Annotated in this window: 18 protein-coding genes; 7 read left to right on the top strand and 11 right to left on the bottom strand. The window is 71.9% G+C overall.

Features of this window, described 5'->3' with window-relative positions:
- Nucleotides 1-58: 58 nt before the first annotated feature.
- The 3 genes from AC07FA_RS04570 to AC07FA_RS04560 form a co-directional block, all read right to left on the bottom strand.
- A complete protein-coding gene (locus tag AC07FA_RS04570; RefSeq protein ID WP_479073189.1) occupies nucleotides 59-1,519 on the bottom strand; it encodes a glutamate synthase subunit beta in 1,461 nt (486 codons plus the stop codon).
- Entirely contained in the window at nucleotides 1,512-6,071 is a 4,560-nt protein-coding gene (gene gltB / locus AC07FA_RS04565) for a glutamate synthase large subunit (RefSeq protein ID WP_479073188.1), read from the bottom strand. Before gltB ends, AC07FA_RS04570 begins: the two co-directional genes overlap by 8 nt.
- 409 nt (nucleotides 6,072-6,480) lie before the next feature.
- The gene (locus AC07FA_RS04560) at nucleotides 6,481-7,215 is read right to left on the bottom strand and encodes a VIT1/CCC1 transporter family protein (RefSeq protein WP_479073187.1); all 735 of its coding nucleotides are present in this window, start codon (nucleotides 7,213-7,215) and stop codon (nucleotides 6,481-6,483) included.
- Nucleotides 7,216-7,500: 285 nt separating this feature from the next.
- On the opposite strand from AC07FA_RS04560, the gene AC07FA_RS04555 reads away from it, so the two are divergent.
- From AC07FA_RS04555 to AC07FA_RS04525, 7 genes are read left to right on the top strand one after another with little or no spacing between them, the layout of a single operon-like run.
- On the top strand, nucleotides 7,501-8,655 hold the full coding sequence (locus tag AC07FA_RS04555; protein ID WP_479073186.1) for an ADP-ribosylglycohydrolase family protein: 1,155 nt from the start codon (nucleotides 7,501-7,503) through the stop codon (nucleotides 8,653-8,655).
- On the top strand, nucleotides 8,652-9,995 hold the full coding sequence (locus AC07FA_RS04550) for an ADP-ribosylglycohydrolase family protein (protein ID WP_479073185.1): 1,344 nt from the start codon (nucleotides 8,652-8,654) through the stop codon (nucleotides 9,993-9,995). The genes AC07FA_RS04555 and AC07FA_RS04550 overlap by 4 nt, the downstream gene beginning before the upstream one ends.
- Nucleotides 9,940-11,124: an ADP-ribosylglycohydrolase family protein gene (locus AC07FA_RS04545; protein WP_479073184.1), complete on the top strand. Its 1,185-nt coding sequence runs from the start codon at nucleotides 9,940-9,942 to the stop codon at nucleotides 11,122-11,124. Before AC07FA_RS04550 ends, AC07FA_RS04545 begins: the two co-directional genes overlap by 56 nt.
- The gene (locus AC07FA_RS04540) at nucleotides 11,121-12,488 is read left to right on the top strand and encodes an ADP-ribosylglycohydrolase family protein (protein ID WP_479073183.1); all 1,368 of its coding nucleotides are present in this window, start codon (nucleotides 11,121-11,123) and stop codon (nucleotides 12,486-12,488) included. The genes AC07FA_RS04545 and AC07FA_RS04540 overlap by 4 nt, the downstream gene beginning before the upstream one ends.
- Nucleotides 12,485-13,369 carry a ribokinase gene (gene rbsK, locus AC07FA_RS04535; protein ID WP_479073182.1) on the top strand — a complete coding sequence of 295 codons (885 nt, stop codon included), beginning with the start codon at nucleotides 12,485-12,487 and terminating at the stop codon, nucleotides 13,367-13,369. Before AC07FA_RS04540 ends, rbsK begins: the two co-directional genes overlap by 4 nt.
- Entirely contained in the window at nucleotides 13,366-14,565 is a 1,200-nt protein-coding gene (locus tag AC07FA_RS04530; protein WP_479073181.1) for a CaiB/BaiF CoA transferase family protein, read from the top strand. The genes rbsK and AC07FA_RS04530 overlap by 4 nt, the downstream gene beginning before the upstream one ends.
- Nucleotides 14,562-15,368 (top strand): HpcH/HpaI aldolase/citrate lyase family protein, encoded by an 807-nt coding sequence (locus tag AC07FA_RS04525; RefSeq protein WP_479073180.1) that lies wholly within the window; start codon nucleotides 14,562-14,564, stop codon nucleotides 15,366-15,368. Before AC07FA_RS04530 ends, AC07FA_RS04525 begins: the two co-directional genes overlap by 4 nt.
- A gap of 66 nt (nucleotides 15,369-15,434) precedes the next feature.
- Here the strand turns inward: AC07FA_RS04525 and lgt are convergent, their stop codons facing one another.
- The 8 genes from lgt to AC07FA_RS04485 all read right to left on the bottom strand — a co-directional run bounded on the left by lgt (nucleotide 15,435) and on the right by AC07FA_RS04485 (nucleotide 21,607).
- Complete coding sequence (gene lgt / locus AC07FA_RS04520; protein WP_479073179.1) at nucleotides 15,435-16,436, bottom strand: prolipoprotein diacylglyceryl transferase; 1,002 nt, start codon at nucleotides 16,434-16,436, stop codon at nucleotides 15,435-15,437.
- 99 nt (nucleotides 16,437-16,535) lie between these two features.
- Entirely contained in the window at nucleotides 16,536-17,360 is an 825-nt protein-coding gene (locus AC07FA_RS04515; protein WP_479073178.1) for a DsbA family protein, read from the bottom strand.
- A 75-nt stretch (nucleotides 17,361-17,435) separates the two neighbouring features.
- Nucleotides 17,436-18,257: a tryptophan synthase subunit alpha gene (gene trpA, locus AC07FA_RS04510; protein ID WP_479073177.1), complete on the bottom strand. Its 822-nt coding sequence runs from the start codon at nucleotides 18,255-18,257 to the stop codon at nucleotides 17,436-17,438.
- Nucleotides 18,254-19,492: a tryptophan synthase subunit beta gene (gene trpB / locus AC07FA_RS04505; RefSeq protein ID WP_479073176.1), complete on the bottom strand. Its 1,239-nt coding sequence runs from the start codon at nucleotides 19,490-19,492 to the stop codon at nucleotides 18,254-18,256. Before trpB ends, trpA begins: the two co-directional genes overlap by 4 nt.
- A gap of 139 nt (nucleotides 19,493-19,631) precedes the next feature.
- Complete coding sequence (gene trpM, locus AC07FA_RS04500) at nucleotides 19,632-19,847, bottom strand: tryptophan biosynthesis modulator TrpM (protein WP_362842715.1); 216 nt, start codon at nucleotides 19,845-19,847, stop codon at nucleotides 19,632-19,634.
- A gap of 8 nt (nucleotides 19,848-19,855) precedes the next feature.
- Entirely contained in the window at nucleotides 19,856-20,665 is an 810-nt protein-coding gene (gene trpC, locus AC07FA_RS04495; protein WP_479073175.1) for an indole-3-glycerol phosphate synthase TrpC, read from the bottom strand.
- A gap of 124 nt (nucleotides 20,666-20,789) precedes the next feature.
- Nucleotides 20,790-21,278, bottom strand: coding sequence for a DUF2752 domain-containing protein (locus AC07FA_RS04490; RefSeq protein WP_479073174.1), 489 nt, complete (start codon nucleotides 21,276-21,278; stop codon nucleotides 20,790-20,792).
- Nucleotides 21,279-21,358: 80 nt separating this feature from the next.
- The gene (locus tag AC07FA_RS04485) at nucleotides 21,359-21,607 is read right to left on the bottom strand and encodes an HGxxPAAW family protein (protein WP_479073173.1); all 249 of its coding nucleotides are present in this window, start codon (nucleotides 21,605-21,607) and stop codon (nucleotides 21,359-21,361) included.
- Between the last annotated feature and the right edge of the window lie 71 nt (nucleotides 21,608-21,678).

Below are 21,678 nucleotides of genomic sequence, written 5' to 3'. Positions count from 1 at the left end.
GGCAGGCGCCGCGTTCAGTTCCGTACGCCGTTGTACGGGACGTCTTTGTGTGCCGCGATCAGACCGTCAGCGAACGGTCCGTCGGGCGGATCGGGGCCGGCAGTGCGCTGGTCCCGGTCAGGTACCGGTCCACACCGCGTGCCGCGGAGCGGCCCTCGGCGATGGCCCAGACGATCAGTGACTGGCCTCGGCCCGCGTCACCGGCGACGTACACGCCGTCGACGTTGGTCGCGTAGTCCTCGTCACGGGCCACGTTACCCCGCTCGTCGAGGTCGAGGCCGAACTGCTGGACGAGGCCGTTGGCCTGGTCGGTACCGGTGAAGCCCATGGCCAGGGTCACGAGCTGGGCGGGAATCCGCCGCTCGGTCCCGGGCTTCTGCTCCAGCTTACCGCCCTTGAACTCCACCTCGACCAGGTGGAGGGCCTGGACGTCTCCGTGCTCGTCGCCCTCGAAGTGGGTGGTGGAGACGGAGTAGACCCGCTCGCCGCCCTCCTCGTGCGCGGAGGTCACCTTGTAGAGCATCGGGAAGGTCGGCCACGGCTGGTTGGCGTTCCGGTCCTCACCCGGCCTCGGCATGATCTCCAGCTGGGTGACGGAGGCCGCGCCCTGCCGGTGGGCGGTACCGACGCAGTCGGCGCCGGTGTCGCCGCCGCCGATCACGACGACGTGCTTGCCCTCGGCGGTGATCGGGGAGACCGTCAGGTCGCCCTCCTGCACCTTGTTGGCGAGCGGCAGGTACTCCATCGCGAAGTGCACGCCGTTCAGCTCACGGCCCGGGACGGGCAGATCGCGGGAGACGGTGGCGCCTGCGGCGATGACGACCGAGTCGTAGCGGCGGCGGAGCTTGGCGGCGTCGATGTCCTTGCCGATCTCCACCTCCGTACGGAACTTGGTGCCTTCCGCGCGCATCTGCTCGATGCGGCGGTTGATGTGCGACTTCTCCATCTTGAACTCGGGGATGCCGTAGCGGAGCAGGCCGCCGATGCGGTCGGCGCGCTCGTAGACGACGACCGTGTGGCCGGCCCGGGTCAGCTGCTGGGCGGCGGCGAGACCGGCCGGGCCCGAGCCGATGACGGCCACGGTCTTGCCGGACAGCCGCTCGGGCGGCTGCGGGGTGACGTCGCCGCTGTCCCACGCCTTGTCGATGATGGAGACTTCGACGTTCTTGATGGTGACGGCCGGCTGGTTGATGCCGAGCACACACGCCGACTCGCACGGAGCGGGGCACAGACGGCCCGTGAACTCCGGGAAGTTGTTCGTGGCGTGGAGGCGCTCGGAGGCCGCCGTCCAGTCCTCGCGGTAGGCGTAGTCGTTCCACTCGGGGATGAGGTTTCCGAGCGGACAGCCGTTGTGGCAGAACGGGATGCCGCAGTCCATGCAGCGGCCGGCCTGCTTGCTGATGATCGGGAGCAACGAGCCCGGAACGTAGACCTCGTTCCAGTCCTTGACGCGCTCGCCGACGGGGCGGGTCTGCGCGACCTCGCGGCCGGTGGTCAGGAAGCCCTTGGGGTCAGCCATTGGTCGCCGCCTCCATCATCTTCTCGGTGGTCTCCTGCTCGGAGAGACCGGCGAGCTCAGCGGCGTCCTTGGCGGCGAGCACTGCCTTGTAGGCGGACGGGATGATCTTGCTGAAGCGGGTCACCGAGGTGTCCCAGTCGGCCAGCAGCTTCTCGGCGACCGTGGAGCCGGTCTCCTCCTGGTGGCGGCGCACCACGTCGTGCAGCCACTGCCTGTCGGTGTCGTCGAGGGTCTCGACCGCACCGAGGTTGCCGATGTTGACGTTGTCGCGGTCCAGGTCGATGACGTACGCGACACCGCCGGACATGCCCGCGGCGAAGTTGCGTCCGGTCTCGCCGAGTACGACGGCGTGGCCACCGGTCATGTACTCGCAGCCGTGGTCGCCCACGCCTTCGGATACGACCGTCGCGCCCGAGTTACGGACGCAGAACCGCTCTCCGGTCCGGCCGCGCAGGAACAGCTCGCCGCCGGTCGCACCGTAGGCGATGGTGTTGCCCGCGATGGTGGAGAACTCGGCGAGGTGGTCGGCACCGCGGTCCGGACGGACGACGATGCGTCCGCCGGAGAGGCCCTTGCCGACGTAGTCGTTGGCGTCGCCCTCCAGGCGCAGCGTCACACCGCGCGGGACGAAGGCGCCGAAGGACTGGCCGGCGGAGCCGGTGAAGGTCACGTCGATGGTGTCATCGGGCAGGCCCGCACCGCCGAACTTCTTGGTGACCTCGTGGCCGAGCATGGTGCCCACGGTCCGGTTGATGTTGCGGATCGCGATCTGGGCCCGGACCGGCTGGGCGGCCTCGGCGCTCTCCGCGCCGAGCGCGTCGGCGGCGAGCTTGATCAGCTCGTTGTCGAGCGCCTTGGCGAGCCCGTGGTCCTGCTCGACGACCTGGTGGCGGACCGCTCCCTCGGGCAGCTCCGGCACGTGGAAGAGCGGCTGGAGGTCGAGTCCCTGCGCCTTCCAGTGCGTGACGGCCCGGTCGGTGTCGAGGAGTTCGGCGTGGCCGACGGCCTCCTCGATCGTACGGAAGCCCAGTTCGGCGAGGATCTCGCGGACCTCTTCGGCGATGAACTCGAAGAAGTTGACGATGTACTCGGCCTTGCCGGAGAACCGCTCGCGCAGGACGGGGTTCTGCGTCGCGATGCCGACCGGACACGTGTCCAGGTGGCAGACGCGCATCATGACGCAGCCGGAGACGACGAGCGGCGCGGTCGCGAAACCGAACTCCTCGGCGCCCAGCAGCGCGGCGATGACGACGTCGCGGCCGGTCTTCAGCTGGCCGTCGGTCTGGACGACGATGCGGTCGCGCAGGCCGTTGAGCAGCAGGGTCTGCTGGGTCTCGGCGAGGCCGAGCTCCCAGGGGCCGCCCGCGTGCTTCAGCGAGGTGAGCGGCGAGGCGCCCGTGCCGCCGTCGTGGCCGGAGATGAGGACGACGTCCGCGTGGGCCTTGGAGACACCCGCGGCGACCGTTCCGACACCGACCTCGGAGACCAGCTTCACGTGGATGCGGGCCGCCGGGTTGGCGTTCTTGAGGTCGTGGATCAGCTGAGCCAGGTCCTCGATGGAGTAGATGTCGTGGTGCGGCGGCGGGGAGATCAGACCGACACCCGGGGTGGAGTGCCGGGTCTTGGCGACCCACGGGTAGACCTTGTGGCCGGGCAGCTGACCGCCCTCGCCGGGCTTGGCGCCCTGCGCCATCTTGATCTGGATGTCGTCCGCGTTGACCAGGTATTCGCTGGTCACTCCGAAGCGGCCGGAGGCGACCTGCTTGATGGACGAGCGGCGCGCCGGGTCGTACAGGCGGTCCGCGTCCTCGCCGCCCTCTCCGGTGTTGGACTTGCCGCCCAGCTGGTTCATGGCGATGGCGAGGGTCTCGTGCGCCTCGCCGGAGATCGAGCCGTACGACATGGCGCCGGTGGAGAAGCGCTTGACGATCTCGGAGACGGGCTCGACCTCGTCGATGGAGATCGCTTCGCGGTCCGACGAGAAGCCGAAGAGGCCGCGGAGCGTCATGAGGCGCTCGGACTGCTCGTTCACCCGGCTCGTGTACTTCTTGAAGATGTCGTACTTGCGGTTACGGGTGGCGTGCTGGAGGCGGAAGACCGTCTCGGGGTCGAACAGGTGCGGCTCGCCCTCGCGGCGCCACTGGTATTCGCCGCCGATCTCCAGGGCGCGGTGCGAGGCCGCGATGCCGGAGGAGGGGTACGCCTTGGTGTGCCGGGCGGCGACCTCCTTGGCGACGACGTCGAGACCGGCGCCGCCGATCTTGGTGGCGGTGCCGTTGAAGTACTTCGCGACGAACGCCTCGTCCAGGCCGACGGCCTCGAAGACCTGGGCGCCGCGGTAGGAGGCGACGGTGGAGATGCCCATCTTGGACATGACCTTCAGGACGCCCTTGCCGAGCGCGTAGATCAGGTTCCGGATGGCCTGCTCGACCTCGATGCCCTCGATGAACGTGCCGGCGCGGACCAGGTCCTCGACGGACTCCATCGCCAGGTACGGGTTGACCGCGGCGGCGCCGTAGCCGATCAGCAGGGCGACGTGGTGGACCTCGCGGACGTCACCGGCCTCGACCAGCAGTCCCACCTGGGTGCGCTGCTTGGTACGGATGAGGTGGTGGTGGACGGCCGAGGTGAGCAGCAGCGAGGGGATCGGCGCGTGCTCGGCGTCGGAGTGCCGGTCGGAGAGGACGACCAGGCGGGCGCCGTCCTCTATGGCGGCGTCGACCTCGGTGCAGATCGCCTCGATCCGGGCGGCGAGGGCGTCGCCGCCGCCGCTGACCCGGTAGAGGCCGGAGAGCGTGGCCGCCTTCATGCCCGGCATGTCGCCGTCGGCGTTGATGTGTATGAGCTTGGCCAGCTCGTCGTTGTCGATCACCGGGAACGGCAGCGTGACGCTGCGGCATGCCGCGGCGGTCGGCTCCAGGAGGTTGCCCGCGGGGCCGAGCGTGGAGCGCAGCGAGGTGACGAGCTCCTCGCGGATGGCGTCCAGCGGCGGGTTGGTGACCTGCGCGAAGAGCTGGGTGAAGTAGTCGAAGAGCAGCCGGGGGCGCTCGGACAGGGCGGCGATCGGCGAGTCCGTACCCATGGAGCCGAGCGGCTCGCCGGCGGTGCGGGCCATCGGCGCGAGGATGACGCGGAGCTCTTCCTCGGTGTAGCCGAAGGTCTGCTGGCGGCGGGTGACCGAGGCGTGGGTGTGCACGATGTGCTCGCGCTCGGGGAGGTCGGAGAGCTCGATCTCGCCGGCCTCCAGCCATTCCTGGTACGGCTGCTCGGCCGCGAGGGACGCCTTGATCTCGTCGTCCTCGATGATGCGGTGCTCGGCGGTGTCGACGAGGAACATCTTGCCGGGCTGGAGGCGGCCCTTGCGGACGACCTTCGCGGGGTCGATGTCCAGGACGCCGACCTCGGAGGAGAGGACGACGAGGCCGTCGTCGGTGACCCAGTAGCGGCCGGGGCGCAGACCGTTGCGGTCGAGGACCGCGCCGACCTGGGTGCCGTCGGTGAAGGTGACGCAGGCCGGGCCGTCCCAGGGCTCCATCATCGTGGAGTGGTACTGGTAGAAGGCGCGGCGGGCGGGGTCCATCGAGGCGTGGTTCTCCCAGGCCTCGGGGACCATCATCAGCACCGAGTGCGGCAGCGAGCGGCCACCGAGGTGGAGCAGCTCCAGGACCTCGTCGAAGGAGGCCGAGTCGGAGGCGTCCGGCGTGCAGACGGGGAAGATCCGGTCCAGCTTCTCGGAACCGAAGAGGCGCGAGGCGAGCTGGGACTCGCGGGCCTTCATCCAGTTGCGGTTGCCCTTGACCGTGTTGATCTCGCCGTTGTGCGCGACGAAGCGGTACGGGTGGGCGAGCGGCCAGCTCGGGAAGGTGTTCGTGGAGAAGCGCGAGTGGACCAGCGCGACCGCGGTGGCGAAACGGCGGTCGGAGAGGTCCGGGAAGAACGGCTCCAGCTGCCCGGTCGTGAGCATGCCCTTGTAGACGATGGTGCGCGCGGAGAGGGAGGGGAAGTACACCCCGGCCTCGCGCTCGGCGCGCTTGCGCAGCACGAACGCCTTGCGGTCGAGCGCGACGCCCGCGCTCGTGCCGTCCGCGACGACGAGCTGGCGGAACTCGGGCATGGTGGTGCGGGCCCCGTTGCCCAGGAGGCCGGGGGTGACCGGGACCTGGCGCCAGCCGAGGACCTTGAGGCCCTCTTCGGCGGCGATCTTCTCGATCTTCTGGACGGACTCGGTGGAGTCGTCCGAGGGCAGGAAGGCGATTCCGACGGCGTAGGAGCCGGCCTCGGGGAGGTCGAAGCCGACCTCTTCCCGCAGGAAGGCATCCGGAACCTGGAGCAGAATGCCGGCGCCGTCACCCGAGTCGGGCTCGGATCCTGTGGCGCCGCGGTGTTCGAGGTTGCGCAGTACGGTCAGCGCCTGCTCGACCAGCTCATGGCTGGCCACACCGGTCAGAGTGGCCACGAACCCGACGCCACAGGCGTCGTGCTCGTTACGGGGGTCGTACATCCCCTGCTGGGCGGGGCGACCGTCCATGGGCGACCAGGCGTGGATGCGCATCGGCTCTCCCGTCGTCGTCGTGGCATATGCAGTGCCGAGGGACGACGTTGGCCCTCTGCGAAATTTCGTGCAGGTTACATGATGGAACGCTTCTCAAAAAGCGGAAAGTCCGTTCCAGCATGCGGACGCCACGAGGTGGCGGAGGTGAGTCACAGTCGGGGTGGACCGTCATCGGTCAGTACCCGGAGGGGACGCAGAGAGCGGGCGTCGTTGCCCACGTGTCTACGGCTCTTGCCCGGCCGTCAAGGAAACGAAACCGCCGGGTAACGACTACTTATGTGTAGTCCTGTATAGAGACTCATTTTACGCCGCGCGGTGCCGTTCCGCCCAGTGAGGTTCATCAAGACGTACGTCACACCGCTGACACATGGGCAACGCCCCCGACTACCGGTAGGGCGGCCCCGCCGGGTCAGCCGCCGACGGCCACACCGAAGACCATGCCGAGCCCGTAGGTGAGGGCGGCCGCGGTGCCGCCGAGCACGAGCTGCCGCAGACCGCTGAACCACCAGCTGCGGGCGGTGACCCTGGCCACCACGGCTCCGCAGCCGAAGAGACCGGTCAGGGCGAGGAGCACGGCGGGCCACAGGGCTGTGGCGCCGAGCAGATAGGGAAGTACGGGCAGCAGCGCGCCGAGCGCGAAGGCGCCGAAGGACGAGCCGGCGGCGACGAGCGGCGAGGGCAGGTCACCGGGGTCGATCCCGAGTTCCTCGCGGGCATGGATCTCCAGCGCCTGCTCGGGGTCCGTGGACAGCTGCCGGGCGACCTCCCGGGCCAGCGCGGGTTCGACTCCGCGGGAGATGTAGAGCGCGGCGAGCTCCGCCATCTCGTCCTTGGGGTGCTTACGCAACTCCTGGCGTTCGACGTCGAGTTCGGCCTCGACGAGTTCGCGCTGCGAGGCGACGGAGGTGTATTCGCCGGCCGCCATGGAGAACGCGCCCGCGGCCAGGCCCGCCAGACCGGTGATCACGATGGTCTGCTGCGAGACCGAGCCGCCCGCGACCCCGGTCATCAGCGCGAGGTTGGAGACCAGCCCGTCCATCGCGCCGAACACCGCGGGACGCAGCCAGCCACCGTTCACGTCGCGGTGGGTGTGGTTGTCGCGGTGCGCCTCGTGCAGGACGGCGTCGGTCTCGATGATGGACACAGCTCTCCCCTTCTCCGGAAGCGGGGCCCGCGTTCCGGCCCTCGCCAACATCATCGAAAGTACGCACGAAAAACGTCTCCCGCCAGCAAGGAAGGCCGTACTTACCTGCCTCGGGAGGCGTTTCGGGGCGGCCGAGCGCGAGGGGTCGCCGCCGTCATCCGTGTGGCCCTTTTGTGGCCCCCGGCGGCCTCGCCGGGTCCCTCGCGTGGCACAGATCGCTCAGGTGGTCCCGCCGGTGGCCGCACCGACGGCGAACCGGCCGGGTACGAGCGAAGGGTCGACGCGATGGAGCTGATTGCAGGCAATCCGGCCGAAGCGCAGGGGGGTGTGGGCGCCGATGACGTGCGGGTGCGGGCGGGAACGGAGGGCCGTGCCCCGGCCCGCCCCACGGCGGTACGGGCCGACCGGGCCCGCGGCGCGCTGCTCGGCCTGGCCGTGGGCGACGCGCTCGGCGCACCGGCGGAGAACCTCCGCCCCTCGGAGATCCGCCGCCGCTGGGGCCGGATCGAGGGCTTCGTGAGCGAGGACCCGGCGGGCACGGACGACACCGAGTACGCGATCTTCTCGGGCCTCCTGCTCGCCCGGCACGGTTCGGCGCTGACCGTCTCCCATGTGGAGCGGGCCTGGCACCACTGGATCGCCGATCTGGACGAGGGGCCGTTCCGCGGCGCCGGATTCAGCGAGCGCGGCACGCTGGAGAATCTGCGCAGGGGGCTGGCCGCACCGATCTCGGCGCAGCACCGGCACGCCTGGAGCGACGGTCTCGCGATGCGGGCGGCGCCGTTCGGGGTCTTCGCGGCGGGCCGCCCCGCGGAGGCGGCCCGGCTGGTGGCGGTGGACGGCGGCGTGAGCCATGACGGGGAGGGCATCTACGGCGGGCAGGCGGTCGCGGCCGGGGTGGCCGCCGCGATGGTCGGGTCCGGGCTCGCGTCCGTGATCGCCGCCGCTCTGTCCGTCGTACCGATGGACTCCTGGACGGCGCGGTCGCTGCGGCGCGCGGTGTCGGCCGCGCAGCGGTCGTATCCCGACCGGCTGACGATGGAGCGTGCGGTGCGTTCCGCTGTGGTGATCGGCGGGTATCCCTGGACGGACCTGGCGCCCGAGGCGGTGGGCCTGGCCTTCGGCGCGTTCACCGCGGCGCGCGGCGACTTCCGTACGGCGGTGCTGACGGCCGTCAACATGGGCCGGGACGCGGACACCACGGCCGCGGTGGCGGGAGCGCTGGCCGGGGCGCTCAACGGGGCGTCGGCGATCCCGCCGGAGTGGGGTGCGGCGATCGGCCCGGTACGCGGAAGTTGCCTGCCGTCGATGCGGGGCTATCACGTCCTGGACATCGCGGAACTCCTGACCCCGGACGAGGCGGACGAGCAGGACGAATCCGGCCCCGCCCGCCCCTCCGGCACCACCCGGCCCACCGGCGAACAGGGAACACGACGATGACGACGGCCCGCCCCACGACCCCACCCCGGACCGGCCCGGCCCCCGCCACCGCGGCCCCGGCCCCGGCCGGCATCGCGCCCGCGCCCGCCGCGTCCGCGGCCGCCTCGGGCCCCGAGCCCGTCGACGCCCCCGGGGCGGAGGGTGTGCCAGGTCGGCGGTCCCGGATCGAGGGCCTGCTGCTCGGGCTGGCGGCCGGGGACGCGGCCGGGTGGCCGGCGGCGCGGCACCGGGCGGCCCGGATGCCGGAGTGGACGCGGCGGCTGACCCGCGAGCTCGACACCTTCGCCGAGCAGAACGCCACGACCACGCTGCCCGTCCCGATCGCCCTGAACCAGCCGCCCGAACCCCTCCGGCTCGGGCCGTCCGACGACGCCGAGTGGGCCGCGTTCGCGGCCCGTACCGTGCTCGCCGCGGCGGCCGACCGGGGGCTCGGGCTCTCCGGCGAGCGACGGATGCGCGACGCCATCGACCGCGCCTGGAACGCCCTGGCCGCGAAGGTCGCCGAGGCCGGCGCCCGTGCGCCCGAGATCGAGGCCGCCGTACTCCCCCTGCGCGCCCGGATCTCCGTACGGGCCGGGCTCGGCAATCTGGCCGCCGGTCTGCGCCCGCCCGCCACCGGGCACGACAACCCGCACTACTTCGACGACGCCGCCTGCGTACGCGCCGCCGTGCTCGCGGTCGTCCATCCCGGGGACCCCGCCTCCGCTGCCGCACTCGCCGAGTTCGACGCCCGCTACACACAGGACGGCGACGGGGTGCACGGGGCCCGTGCCATCGCCGCCGCGCTCGCCGAGGCCCTCGCGGGTGCGGACGTCGACACCGCGGTGAACGCGGCACTCGCCCAGCTCCCGGAGGGCACCGAGATCGCCCGCAACGCCGCGCACGCCGTCCGGATCGCGCGGGAGTTCGCCGACGAGCCGGCGGGCGCGTTCGCCCTGGTCCCGGTGCTGGAGCATCAGATCGTCGACCACGTCTACAGCTACGGGATCGCCGCCGCCGAGACCGTGCCGGTCGCCCTCGCGCTGGCCACCGCCGCCCGCGGCGAGCTCGCGCAGGCGGTTCCCTCCGCGGCCTGCCTCTCGCGGGTCGCCGACTCCGCTCCCGCCCTCGCGGGGGCGCTGACCGGCGCGCTCGGCGGAAGCGGCACCGTGCCCGCGGGCTGGCGGGAGGCGTGCCGCACGCTCGCGGGGTGCGCGCTCCCCCGTTTCGCGGGCACCGATCTCATCGAACTCGCCGGGCTCCTGGCAGACACGGAACCGGCCACCCCGGGTGGACAATTCCGACATGACGCCCACAGCATCCACGAGATCCACCGCACCCACCACCCTGACCCTCGATGAACGGATCACCGGCGCGCTCGTCGGCGCCGCCGTCGGCGACGCGCTCGGCGGTCCGGTCGAGGGCTGGACCCCGGAACAGATCTCCGAACGCCACGGCGGCCGGATCAACGGCATCGTGGGCCCCTGGTACGGGGACGACTGGCGGACCGCCCGCCCCATCGCCCCGTACCACAAGGGCGACGGGCACATCACCGACGACACCTTGATGACCCACGCGCTGGTACGGGTCTACGCCACCGTGCGCGACCACCTCGACGCGTACTCCGTCGCTAACCACCTCGTACCGGACCTGATCTCCACCCCCCGCTGGATTCCGGAGCTGGAGGCCGAGGCGCTCCCCCTCCAGCGGATCTTCCTCGCCGAGAAGTGGATCGTGGCGCGGCTGCACTACGGGCACGTCGACCCGCGCGAGGCGGGATCGGGGAACATCGTCAACTGCGGGGCGGCGATGTACATGGCGCCCACGGGCCTGGTCAACGCCGCCCACCCGCAGGCCGCGTACGCCGAGGCGCTGGACATCGCGGGAGCGCATCAGTCCTCGTACGGGAGGGAGGCGGCGGGCGTCTTCGCGGCGGCCGTCGCCGCCGCCTGCGCGCCGGGCGCCACCCCCTCCAGCGTGGTCGACGCCTGTCTGGCGCTCGCCAAGGACGGGACCCGCGCGGCGATCGAGGCGGTGTGCGAAGTCGCCGGGGGATACGACGACTTCGAGTCGGCGCTGACTCCCCTGCGTACCGCCGTCGCCCCCTTCGACACGGTGGGCCCCGACTACCGTGCCCCCTCCCTCGGCGCCCGCCGCCCCTCCCGGCTGCACGCCATCGAGGAGCTGCCGATCGCGCTCGGCATGCTGCTCGTCGCCGACGGGGACTACCGGCACGCGGTCCTCGGCTCGGTCAACTACGGCCGCGACTGCGACTCGATCGCCACGATGAGCGGCGCGCTGGCCGGCGCGCTCCACGGCGAACGGGCCGTCCCCGCCATCTGGGCGAAGACGGTCGCCGAGGCCAGCCGCCTCGATCTGCACGCCCCGGCCAGGGCCCTGACCGAGGTCGCCCGGGAGATCTTCGTACGGGACACCGCCCGGCGGCGCGCCCACGAGTCGGCCTTCGCGACCCTGGCCGGCTCGCGGTGAACGTACGCCTGACCTGGGTGCAGCCCGAGGACCTGCTCGGACACGAGCTGCGCCAGGCCGCCCAGGACGGCCGGGACGCGCGGGACATCGAACAGCGCTGGTACGAGGCGGGCGGCGCCCCCGCACCCGAACGCGCCGGTGCGTCACAACCCCCCGCACCGCCCCGTCTGCGCGCACTCGCCGGGCAGCTGCTCGACGAACTGGCCGCGCTCACCTCCCCCTTGGCCGATGACGAACCGACCGGCCTGGAGGAGATCCGGGCCGCCTGCCCACGCTGGCCCGCCACCCGTACGGAGCCCGTCCTCGTCGAGCCCGACCGGCTGCACGCGGCCTGGCTGGGGCGGGCCGCGGGCTGTCTGCTCGGCAAACCCGTCGAGAAGCTGCCGCTCGCCGGTATCCGCGCCCTGGCCCGCGCCGCCGGGAACTGGCCGCTCACCACCTGGTTCACCGAGAAGGGCCTGCCGGCCGAACTGCTGTCCGCGTACCCGTGGAACCGCCGGTCCGCTCCCACCTCCCTCGCCGAGAACATCGACGGCATGCCCGAGGACGACGACCTCAACCACCCCCTGCTCACCCTGCTGCTGCTCCAACGCCATGGACGCGCCTTCACCACGGCCGACCTCGGCCGCCTCTGGCTCGACGAACTCCCGGCTGGCCGCGTCTTCACCGCCGAGCGCGTCGCGTACCGCAATCTGCTCGACGGCGTGGAACCACCGGAAACCGCCCGGCACCGCAACCCGTTCCGGGAGTGGATCGGCGCGCAGATCCGTGCCGACGTACACGGCTGGACCCACCCGGGCGACCCGTCCGCCGCCGCCGCGCAGGCCCACCGGGACGCCGTTCTCACGCATACCGCCAACGGGGTGTACGGGGCGATGTTCACGGCCGCCGCCCTCGCCGAGGCGGCGGGTGGCGAGACCGATGTGCACGGCTGTCTGGCGGTGGGACTGCGTGTGGTGCCACCCCGCTCCCGGTTCGCGCGCGCGGTGCGCCTCGGCATCGAGACGGCCCGCGCCGAACCGGACTTCGACCAGGTCGTCGACCGGCTGCACACCACCTACGCGGACACCCACCACTGGGTGCACGTGCTGCCCAACGCCGCGCTGCTGGCCGCGGCCCTCACCCACGCCGACGGGGACTTCGGCCGCTCCATCGGGTGCGCGGTGTCCGGCGGCTGGGACACCGACTCGAACGGCGCCACCGCCGGTTCGCTCGCCGGCCTGCTCGCGGGGCGTCCCACCGCTCTTCCCGCCGACTGGACCGCCCCGCTCAAGAACCGCCTGGCCACGTCCGTCCCGGGTTTCGACTCCATCGGCTTCGACACGCTCGCTGATCTGACCTACCAGGAGGTACTGCGCCCATGACCGGTATCGCTGTGCTCGGCAGCACCAATATGGACCTGGTCGCCTACGTCGCACGGGCTCCCGAACGCGGCGAGACCGTGACCGGACGGGAGTTCCGGACGATCCCCGGCGGCAAGGGCGCCAACCAGGCCGTCGCCGCCGCCCGCGCGGGCGCCGACGTCGTGATGATCGGCGCGGTCGGCGACGACGCGTACGGGACCGCGCTCCGCGCCGGTCTGGAGCACTCGGGGGTCGACACCGATCTCCTGCACACCGCGGAGGGCCCCAGCGGCACCGCGCACATCGTCGTGGACGACCAGGGCGGCAACGCGATCGTGGTGATCCCCGGCGCCAACGGCACCATGAGGGCGCTCGGCCCCGGCGAGACGGCCGCCATCGCCGCCGCCGACCTGCTGCTCCTCCAGCTCGAACTCCCGCTGGCGGCGGTGGTCGAGGGGGCCCGGGCGGCGCACGCCCAGGGCGTACGGACGATCCTCACCCCGTCCCCCGTACAACTGCTCCCGGACGAACTCCTCGACTGCGTCGACCTGCTGATCCCCAACGAGCACGAGGCCGCCGCGCTCAGCGGTGTCTCCGAGCCGCGGGCCGCGGCGGAGGTGCTGCTCCGCCACGTCCCGGAGGTCGTCATCACCCTCGGCGCGAAGGGCTGCCTGTACGCGGCCCGGGGCAGCGAACCCGTCCTCTTCCCCGCCCCCGAGGTCACGGCCGTCGACACGACCGGTGCCGGGGACACCTTCGTCGGCACCCTGGCCGTGGCGCTCGGCGAGGGCAGGCCCGTACCGGAGGCGCTGGCCTGGGCCTCGTCGGCCGCCGCTCTCTGCGTACAGAAGCCCGGCGCCTCCACCTCCATGCCGTACCGCATCGAGATCGATGCCTCATGAGCACTCCGACGACCGCGCCCCTCGCCGGCCTCCGGGTCCTGGACCTCGCCACCCTCTTCGCGGGCCCGCTCGCGGCCACCATGCTCGGTGACTTCGGCGCCGAGGTGATCAAGGTCGAGCATCCGCGCAAGCCCGACCCCTCGCGCGGGCACGGCCCGGCGAAGGACGGGATCGGGCTGTGGTGGAAGCTGCTCGGCCGCAACAAGCGCAATCTCACCCTCGACCTGTCCAGCCCGGGAGGCCGCGACGTCCTGCTGAAGCTGGCCGCGGAGACCGACGTCGTCATCGAGAACTTCCGGCCCGGCACCCTGGAACGCTGGGGCATCGGCCCGGCGGAACTGCACGCGGTGAACCCCCGGCTGGTCCTGGCGCGCGTCACCGGCTTCGGCCAGTTCGGTCCGTACTCCCACCGCCCGGGCTTCGGCACGCTCGCCGAGGCGATGAGCGGCTTCGCGGCCATCACCGGCGAACCGGACGGCCCGCCGACCCTGCCGCCGTTCGGCCTGGCCGACTCGATCGCCGCGCTCGCCACCGCGTACGCCGTGATGGCGGCGCTCGCGGGCCGGGACCGCACAGGACAGGGCCAGATCGTCGACATGGCGATCATCGAGCCGATCCTGATGGTCCTGGGCCCGCAGCCGCTCTGGTACGACCAGCTCGGTTACGTACAGGAGCGCACCGGCAACCGCTCCCGCAACAACGCCCCGCGCAACACGTACCGCACGTCCGACGGCCACTGGGTCGCGGTCTCCACCTCGGCCCAGTCGATCGCCGAACGGGTGATGCGCCTGGTCGGGCGGCCGGAGCTGATCGACGAGCCCTGGTTCGCCGCCGGGACGACCCGCGCGGAACACACCGAGGAACTCGACGAGGCCGTCGGCAACTGGATCGCCCGGCACACCCGTGAGGAGGCGGTCTCGGCGTTCGAGAAGGCGGAGGCGGCGATCGCCCCGATCCATGACGTACGGGACGTGATGGAGGACCCGCAGTACCGCGCCCTCGACTCGGTCACCGAGGTCGACGACCCGGAACTGGGCCCGCTGCGCATGCAGAACGTCCTGTTCCGCCTCTCGGAGACCCCCGGTTCGATCCGCTGGGCCGGCCGCCCGCACGGAGCGGACACCACGGAGATCCTCGACGAGTTGGGCCTCTCCGCCCCGCAGATCGCGGCCCTGCGCTCGGAGGGTGCCCTGTGACCACCGCGGTGCCCCTGACCTGGCTGTACGTCCCCGGGGACCGGCCTGATGTGGTGCGCAAGGCGCTCGGTTCGGGCGCGGACGTGGTGATCGTGGACCTGGAGGACGCGGTCGCCCCCGGCCGGAAGGAGTACGCGCGGGCGGCCACGGCCGAGCTCCTGACCGAACCGGCGGCGGATGCGGTCCCGGTGCACGTCCGGGTCCACGACGAGGACGACGTACGGGCCCTGGCGGGGCTGCCCGGCCTCTCCGGGCTCCGGCTCCCCAAGATCACGCATGCCGCGAGCGTCCATCGTCTGGCGGCGCTGGCGCCGGGCATCGCGCTCTATCCGCTCCTGGAGTCGGCGCTCGCCGTCGAGCACGCGTACACGATCGCCACCGCCCATCGCGAGGTACGGGGCATCGCGCTGGGCGAGACGGATCTCCGGGCGGACCTGGGGGTGCGGGACGACGCAGGACTGGACTGGTCACGCAGCCGGATCGTGGTCGCGGCGCGTGCGGCCGGACTCGCCCCGCCCGTCCAGTCGGTGTTCCCGGACGTCCAGGACCTGGACGGGCTGTGGTCGTCCTGCGCCCGCGGCCGGTCCCTGGGGCTGTGGGGCCGGGCGGCGATCCACCCCCGCCAGCTGCCGGTCATCGAACGGGCGTTCCGGCCCACGGCCCAGGAGATCGAGGCGGCCGAGGAGATCATGGCGGCGGCCCTGCTGGACGCGGGCGCGCAGTCGCTGCCGGACGGGAGGTTCGTGGACGCGGCGGTGGTCGCCTCCGCCCGTCGGACGCTGACACTGGCCGGACGGGCGTGAAAACGCCGGACGGGCTTGAGAACCAAGCCCGTCCGGCGTCGAGGACAGCGATTGCGCCGTGAGCGGTCAGCTCTTGTCGGCGGTCTCCGGAGCACCATTGGCCGTGGGCTCGTCGGAGTCGGCAGGAGCGTCGGTGGAACCGGTGACCTTCTCGGCGTCGGCGTCATCGGCGGCGGCGTCATCCGCGTCCGTGTCGGAGTCCGTGCCGGCGGCGGCGTCGCCGGCACCGTCCTTGGACAGCTCGACCCGGCCCCTCTCCTCGGGCTCGACGACCTCCTCGCGGCCCGGCCGTACCTTCGCGGAGATCACGATGTACGTCACGGCGAGCACGAAGACGATGATCGCGGTCCACACGTTGAGCCGGAGTCCCAGCACATGGTGGGCCTCGTCGACCCGCATGTACTCGATCCAGGCACGGCCCGTGCAGTACGCCGCGACGTACAGCGCGAACGCCCGCCCGTGGCCGAGCTTGAACCGGCGGTCCGCCCAGATGACCAGCAGCGCGACGCCGATGCACCAGAGCGACTCGTACAGGAAGGTCGGGTGGTAGGTGCCCGCGACCCGGTTCGGGCCCTCGCTGATCTCCAGCGCCCAGGGCACTTCGGTCGGCTTGCCGTACAGCTCCTGGTTGAACCAGTTGCCCCAGCGGCCGATGGCCTGGGCGAGCGCGATGCCGGGTGCGAGTGCGTCGGCCCAGGCGGGCAGCGGGATGCCGCGGCGGCGGCAGCCGATCCAGGCACCGACCGCGCCGAGCGCGATCGCGCCCCAGATACCGAGGCCGCCTTCCCAGATCTTGAAGGCGTCGACCCAGTTCTCACCCTCGCTGAAGTACAGCTGGTAGTCGGTGATGACGTGGTAGAGCCTGCCGCCGACAAGTCCGAAGGGCACGGCCCAGACGGCGATGTCGGCAACTGTGCCGGCTTTGCCGCCCCGGGCGACCCAGCGCTTGTTGCCGAACCAGACGGCGACGAAGACACCGATGATGATGCAGAACGCGTAGCCGCGAAGGGGGATCGGGCCGAGATCGATCACACCGGTCGACGGGCTGGGAATGAAGGCAAGGTTCATGACGGGGTCGACGCTACCTTGCCGAGCCGGACGTACGGCAAGCCGTCCGGCAACTTCTGGGTAACGGGGCGGCCCGCACGGGCCCGCCCCGCGCCCTCCTCAGGAGGCCGACGGCGTCGGAGTGACCTTCGCCGGCTTCTTGCCCTTGTTGGCCTCGGCGACCCACTTCTTCAGATTCGCCTCGGAGATCTGCTGTCCGTCCTTGCTGGGAAAGATCGACTCGCCGTTGAGCAGGGCGGTCGGAGTGCCCTGGAATCCGCCGTTCTGGAAGGCCTTGTTGGACTTCTGGACCCAGGTGTCGTGCGTGCCGCTCTCCACACAGCTGCGGAAGGCGGGCGTGTCGAGGCCCTCGACCTCGCCCGCCAGTTCGATCAGCCTGCTGTTCTTGCCGAAGGCGTCGTCGGACTCGGGGGGCTGGTTGCGGTAGAGCACGTCGTGGTACGCGGGGAACTCGCCGGCATCCTGCGCGCAGCCCGCCGCGTTGGCGGCCCGCAGCGATCCGCTGCCACCGAGATTTCCGTCGATGATCGTGGCGAGGTGGTATTCGACCTTGATCTGGCCGCTGCTCTGGAGGTCGTGGATCGTCTTGCGGAAGGCGTTCTCGAACTGGGCGCAGACCGGGCAGCGGAAGTCCTCCCAGATCGTGAGCGTGGACGGCGCGCCGTCCGCACCGACCTGGAGGGCGAGGCTGTCCTTGCCGGTCGCGCCCGATGGTGCGACCGCGGGCCCCGCCTCGCTGTCGTTGTCGTCCTTGCCCGCGTTGGCGGCGATCAGCCCGACCACGGCGGCCAGCCCCAGCACGCCCACCACCGCGCTCGCGACGATCAGCGTGCGCCGACGGCGCTCGCGCGCCTTCTCCCGCTCACGCTGCTGGACGAGCCGTTCGCGCGCGGCCCTGTTTCCCTCACGGTTCTTCTCGCTCACACCCGCAGCAACGAACCGGGGAGGCACGTGCGCGCCTCCCCGGTCCAGGTCCACCCGTACGGGTTACGCCCGGTGTCAGCGCTTTCGAACGCCTTCGGCCAGTTCGCCCGCCAATGCGCGGACCGCGTCCAGACCCGCTGCCTCGTCGGCCGCGTCCAGCATCCGCTTGACGAAGGCCGAGCCGACGATCACCCCGTCGGCGAATCCGGCGACCTCACGGGCCTGCTCGGCGTTGGAGACGCCGAGGCCCACGCAGACCGGCAGGTCCGTGGTGGCGCGGGTGCGCCGCACCAGATCCTGGGCCTGCTCGCCGACCGACTCACGGGTGCCGGTGACCCCCATGAGCGAGGCCGCGTAGACGAAGCCGGAGCCCGCCGCCGTGATGGTGGCGAGGCGCTTGTCCTGGCTGCTCGGCGCGACGACGAACACGGTCGCGAGGCCGTGCTTGTCGGCGTGCTCACGCCATTGCGCGGACTCCTGGACCGGCAGGTCGGGCAGGATGCACCCGGCGCCGCCCGCCTCGGCCAGCTCGGCGGTGAAGCGTTCGACGCCGTACCGGTCGATGGGGTTCCAGTACGTCATGACGAGGATCGGGACGCCGGTCGCCTCGTACGCCTCGCGGACCGTGCGCATCACGTCGGCGATTTTGACGCCGCCGCGCAGTGCGATGTCGTCCGCGGTCTGGATGACCGGCCCGTCGAGCACCGGGTCACTGTGCGGGAGGCCGATCTCGACGACGTCCGCGCCGCCGGCGACGACCGCCTTGACCGCGGCGATGCCGCCGTCGACGGTCGGGAATCCGGCGGGCAGGTAGGCGATGAGCGCCGCCCGGTCCTCCGACCCGGCCTTCGCCAGCGTCGTACTGAGCAGTTCCCTGTTTCCGCTGTGCCCGCTCACTTGGCGCCCTCCGCGTCGTACAGCCCGAAGTACCGCGCCGCCGTGTCCATGTCCTTGTCGCCGCGGCCGGACAGGTTGATCAGGATCAGCCCGTCCTTGCCGAGCTCCTGTCCGAGGTCCAGGGCCCCCGCCAGCGCGTGGGCGCTCTCGATGGCCGGGATGATGCCCTCGGTGCGGGAGAGGAGGCGCAGCGCCTGCATGGCGGCGTCGTCGGTGACCGCGCGGTACTCGCCGCGGCCGAGGTCCTTCAGGTAGGCGTGCTCCGGGCCGATGCCCGGGTAGTCGAGTCCGGCCGAGATCGAGTACGGCTCGGTGATCTGGCCCTCCTCGTCCTGGAGGACGTAGGAGCGCGAGCCGTGCAGGATGCCGGGCTCGCCCGCGGTCAGCGTCGCCGCGTGCTCGCCGGTCTCCACGCCGTGTCCGGCCGGCTCGCAGCCGATCAGACGGACCCCGGCGTCCGGGATGAAGGCGTGGAAGAGGCCGATGGCGTTGGAGCCGCCGCCGACACAGGCGACCGCGGCGTCCGGCAGCCGGCCGGCCCGCTCCAGGATCTGCCGCCTGGCCTCGACGCCGATCACCCGGTGGAAGTCGCGCACCATCGCCGGGAACGGGTGCGGGCCCGCGACCGTGCCGAAGAGGTAGTGCGTACGGTCCACATTGGCGACCCAGTCGCGGAACGCCTCGTTGATGGCGTCCTTGAGGGTCCTGGAACCGGACGTCACCGCGATGACCTCGGCGCCGAGCATCCGCATCCGCGCCACGTTCAGCGCCTGCCGCTCGGTGTCGATCTCGCCCATGTAGATGGTGCAGTCGAGCCCGAAGAGCGCGCAGGCGGTCGCCGTGGCGACGCCGTGCTGGCCCGCGCCGGTCTCGGCGATGACCCGGGTCTTGCCCATGCGCTTGGTGAGCAGTGCCTGGCCCAGCACGTTGTTGATCTTGTGCGAGCCGGTGTGGTTCAGGTCCTCGCGCTTGAGGAAGACCCGTGCGCCGCCCGCGTGTTCGGCGAAGCGCGGGACCTCGGTCAGCGCGCTGGGCCGTCCGGTGTAGTTGACCATGAGCTCGTTGAGCTCGGCGGCGAAGTTCGGGTCGCTCTTCGCCTTGTCGTACTCGACGGCGACCTCGTCCACGGCGGCGACGAGCGCCTCCGGGATGAACTTGCCACCGAACGCGCCGAAATAGCCTTCGGCGCTGGGGATCAGACCCTCGGGGTCCGGAATGAAGAAGTCAGACGACATCCGACATGCTCCTCGACATTGCAACGGGTGGGTTCACCGTATGCGCCGTGAGCGGAGTGCCACGCCGACCGGGGTGCGGTCGGGGTGGTGCGGTCGTACGTGTCCCCCGTGTGCGACGGGGGGTGACGGCCGGGGCTCGCTACGGCGCGGACCCCGTGCGCCATCGCATGCCGTTGACCTGTCCCGGCTCGTCGCCGATCACGTACCGCACGCGCCGGCCGTGCACACGCCTGGCGGGGGCGCGGCAGCCGCGTGGGCGGCAGCCGCGCGCCAGCGGCGCGTGCGGGACCCGGGCCGTCGCCCCGGCGGGGCGCAGGCCCGGCCGGACGCGGCGGACGGGACGGTCGGCGGACATCGGGAGGGTCAGCTCCGTCCGTGCCGGAGGGCCGGGTGGGCGCCCGCGGCGACCAGGTCGGCGACGGCGGCGCGCGGGTCGCGGCCGGTGACGAGGGACTCGCCCACGAGCACGGCGTCGGCGCCCGCGTTGGCGTAGGCGATCAGGTCGTGCGGTCCGCGGACTCCGGACTCGGCGATCTTCACGATGTGGTCGGGGATCTCGGGGGCGACGCGCTCGAAGGTGGAGCGGTCGACCTTGAGGTCCTTCAGGTTGCGCGCGTTGACACCGATGATCTTCGCTCCGGCGTCGACGGCACGCTCCGCCTCCTCCTCGTCGTGCGCCTCGACGAGCGGCGTCAGGCCGATCGACTCGGCGCGCTCGATCAGCGAGACCAGGGCCTCCTGGTCGAGGGCGGCGACGATGAGCAGGGCGAGGTCGGCGCCGTAGGCGCGGGCCTCCCACAGCTGGTACGAGGTGACGATGAAGTCCTTGCGGAGGATCGGGATGTCGACCTTCGCGCGGACGGCCTCCAGGTCCGCGAGCGAGCCGCCGAAGCGGCGCTCCTCGGTGAGGACGGAGATGACGGCCGCGCCGCCGGCCTCGTAGTCCGCGGCGAGCGCGGCAGGGTCGGCGATCGCGGCAAGGGCCCCCTTGGAGGGGCTGGAACGCTTGACCTCGCAGATGACGGTCACGCCCTCGCCGCGCAGTGCGGCGACCCCGTCCTTCGCCGCGGGAGCGCGGGCCGCGCGCTCCTTGAGCTCGTCGAGGCTGACGCGCGCCTGCCGCTCCGCGAGGTCGGCGCGAACGCCTTCGATGATCTCGTCGAGCACACTCACGCGAGCGGCCCCCTTCCGGAACGGTGATGACGGTGCTGAGGGAACAGGATCAGCCATACCGATGGTATCCGCAGGAGGCCGATGGGTCCGCATCGTGCCGCCGCGCGTCCCACTACCTGGGCATTCACGGCGCCAGAGCCGAGCCGAAGGGCAGGTTACGGACGACCGCGAAGATCACCGCGAGGGTCCCGACGCCCCACCAGCAGGCGGGGGCGAGTGTGATGCGCAGAGGCCTGCCCCTGCTCGCGCGGACCGTCCACAGCACCCAGACGACGCCGAACACGGCGTAGCCGACGACGGCGAGCGCGTTCGAGCCGAGTGCGGTGACGAGGTCGCCGTGGGCGACGGCGTGGGCACTGCGCAGTCCGCCGCAGCCGGGGCAGAGCACGCCGGTGAGCCGGAGCAGCGGGCAGACGGGGTAGTGGCCCGGCTCGTTCGGGTCGACCGTGCCCACGTAGGCGAAGGCTCCGACGACCAGGGCCAGCACGCCGACGGGCGTGGCGAGCCGCCTGAGCCGGGAGGCGGGGGCCGGAACGGGGGGCGGGGCGGCTACGGGGGCGTACGGCGGGCCGGCCGGGGGCCCGGCGGCGTCTTGTGCTGGCGAGGCGTCCACCCGGCGATTGTCCCCGTTCGAACGAGAAGGCGCAGCCCGGACCGGGCTGCGCCTCGCGTGGTGTTTCCGGTGGCCGGAGGTCAGGAGGTCTGGGCCTGTCCCGCCCGCGCCCTGGCCTGGGCCACTTCCGCCGACTCCTTCGGCATGCCGAGACCGGCGGCCTTCATCGCGAGACCGACGATGCCGCCGATGAAGACGACGGCGACACCGGCCCAGAAGCCGAGCGGGTTGGCCGCGACCATGAAGACGCCCGCGACACAGAAGCCGATGAACGAGATGATGACACCGGTCCAGGCGGCCGGGGTGTGTCCGTGGCTGCTGCCCGCCATGAGTTGCTCCTCGTTGGTGTTGCGCTGAAGGTATCGCTGTACAGAAAGCTCGGTCTCATTGTCCCGTACGT

The organism is Streptomyces sp. NPDC045968, from assembly GCF_056430475.1.
The sequence above is the reverse complement of the archived record's forward strand: the minus strand, read 5'-3'. Positions and strand labels throughout refer to the sequence as shown.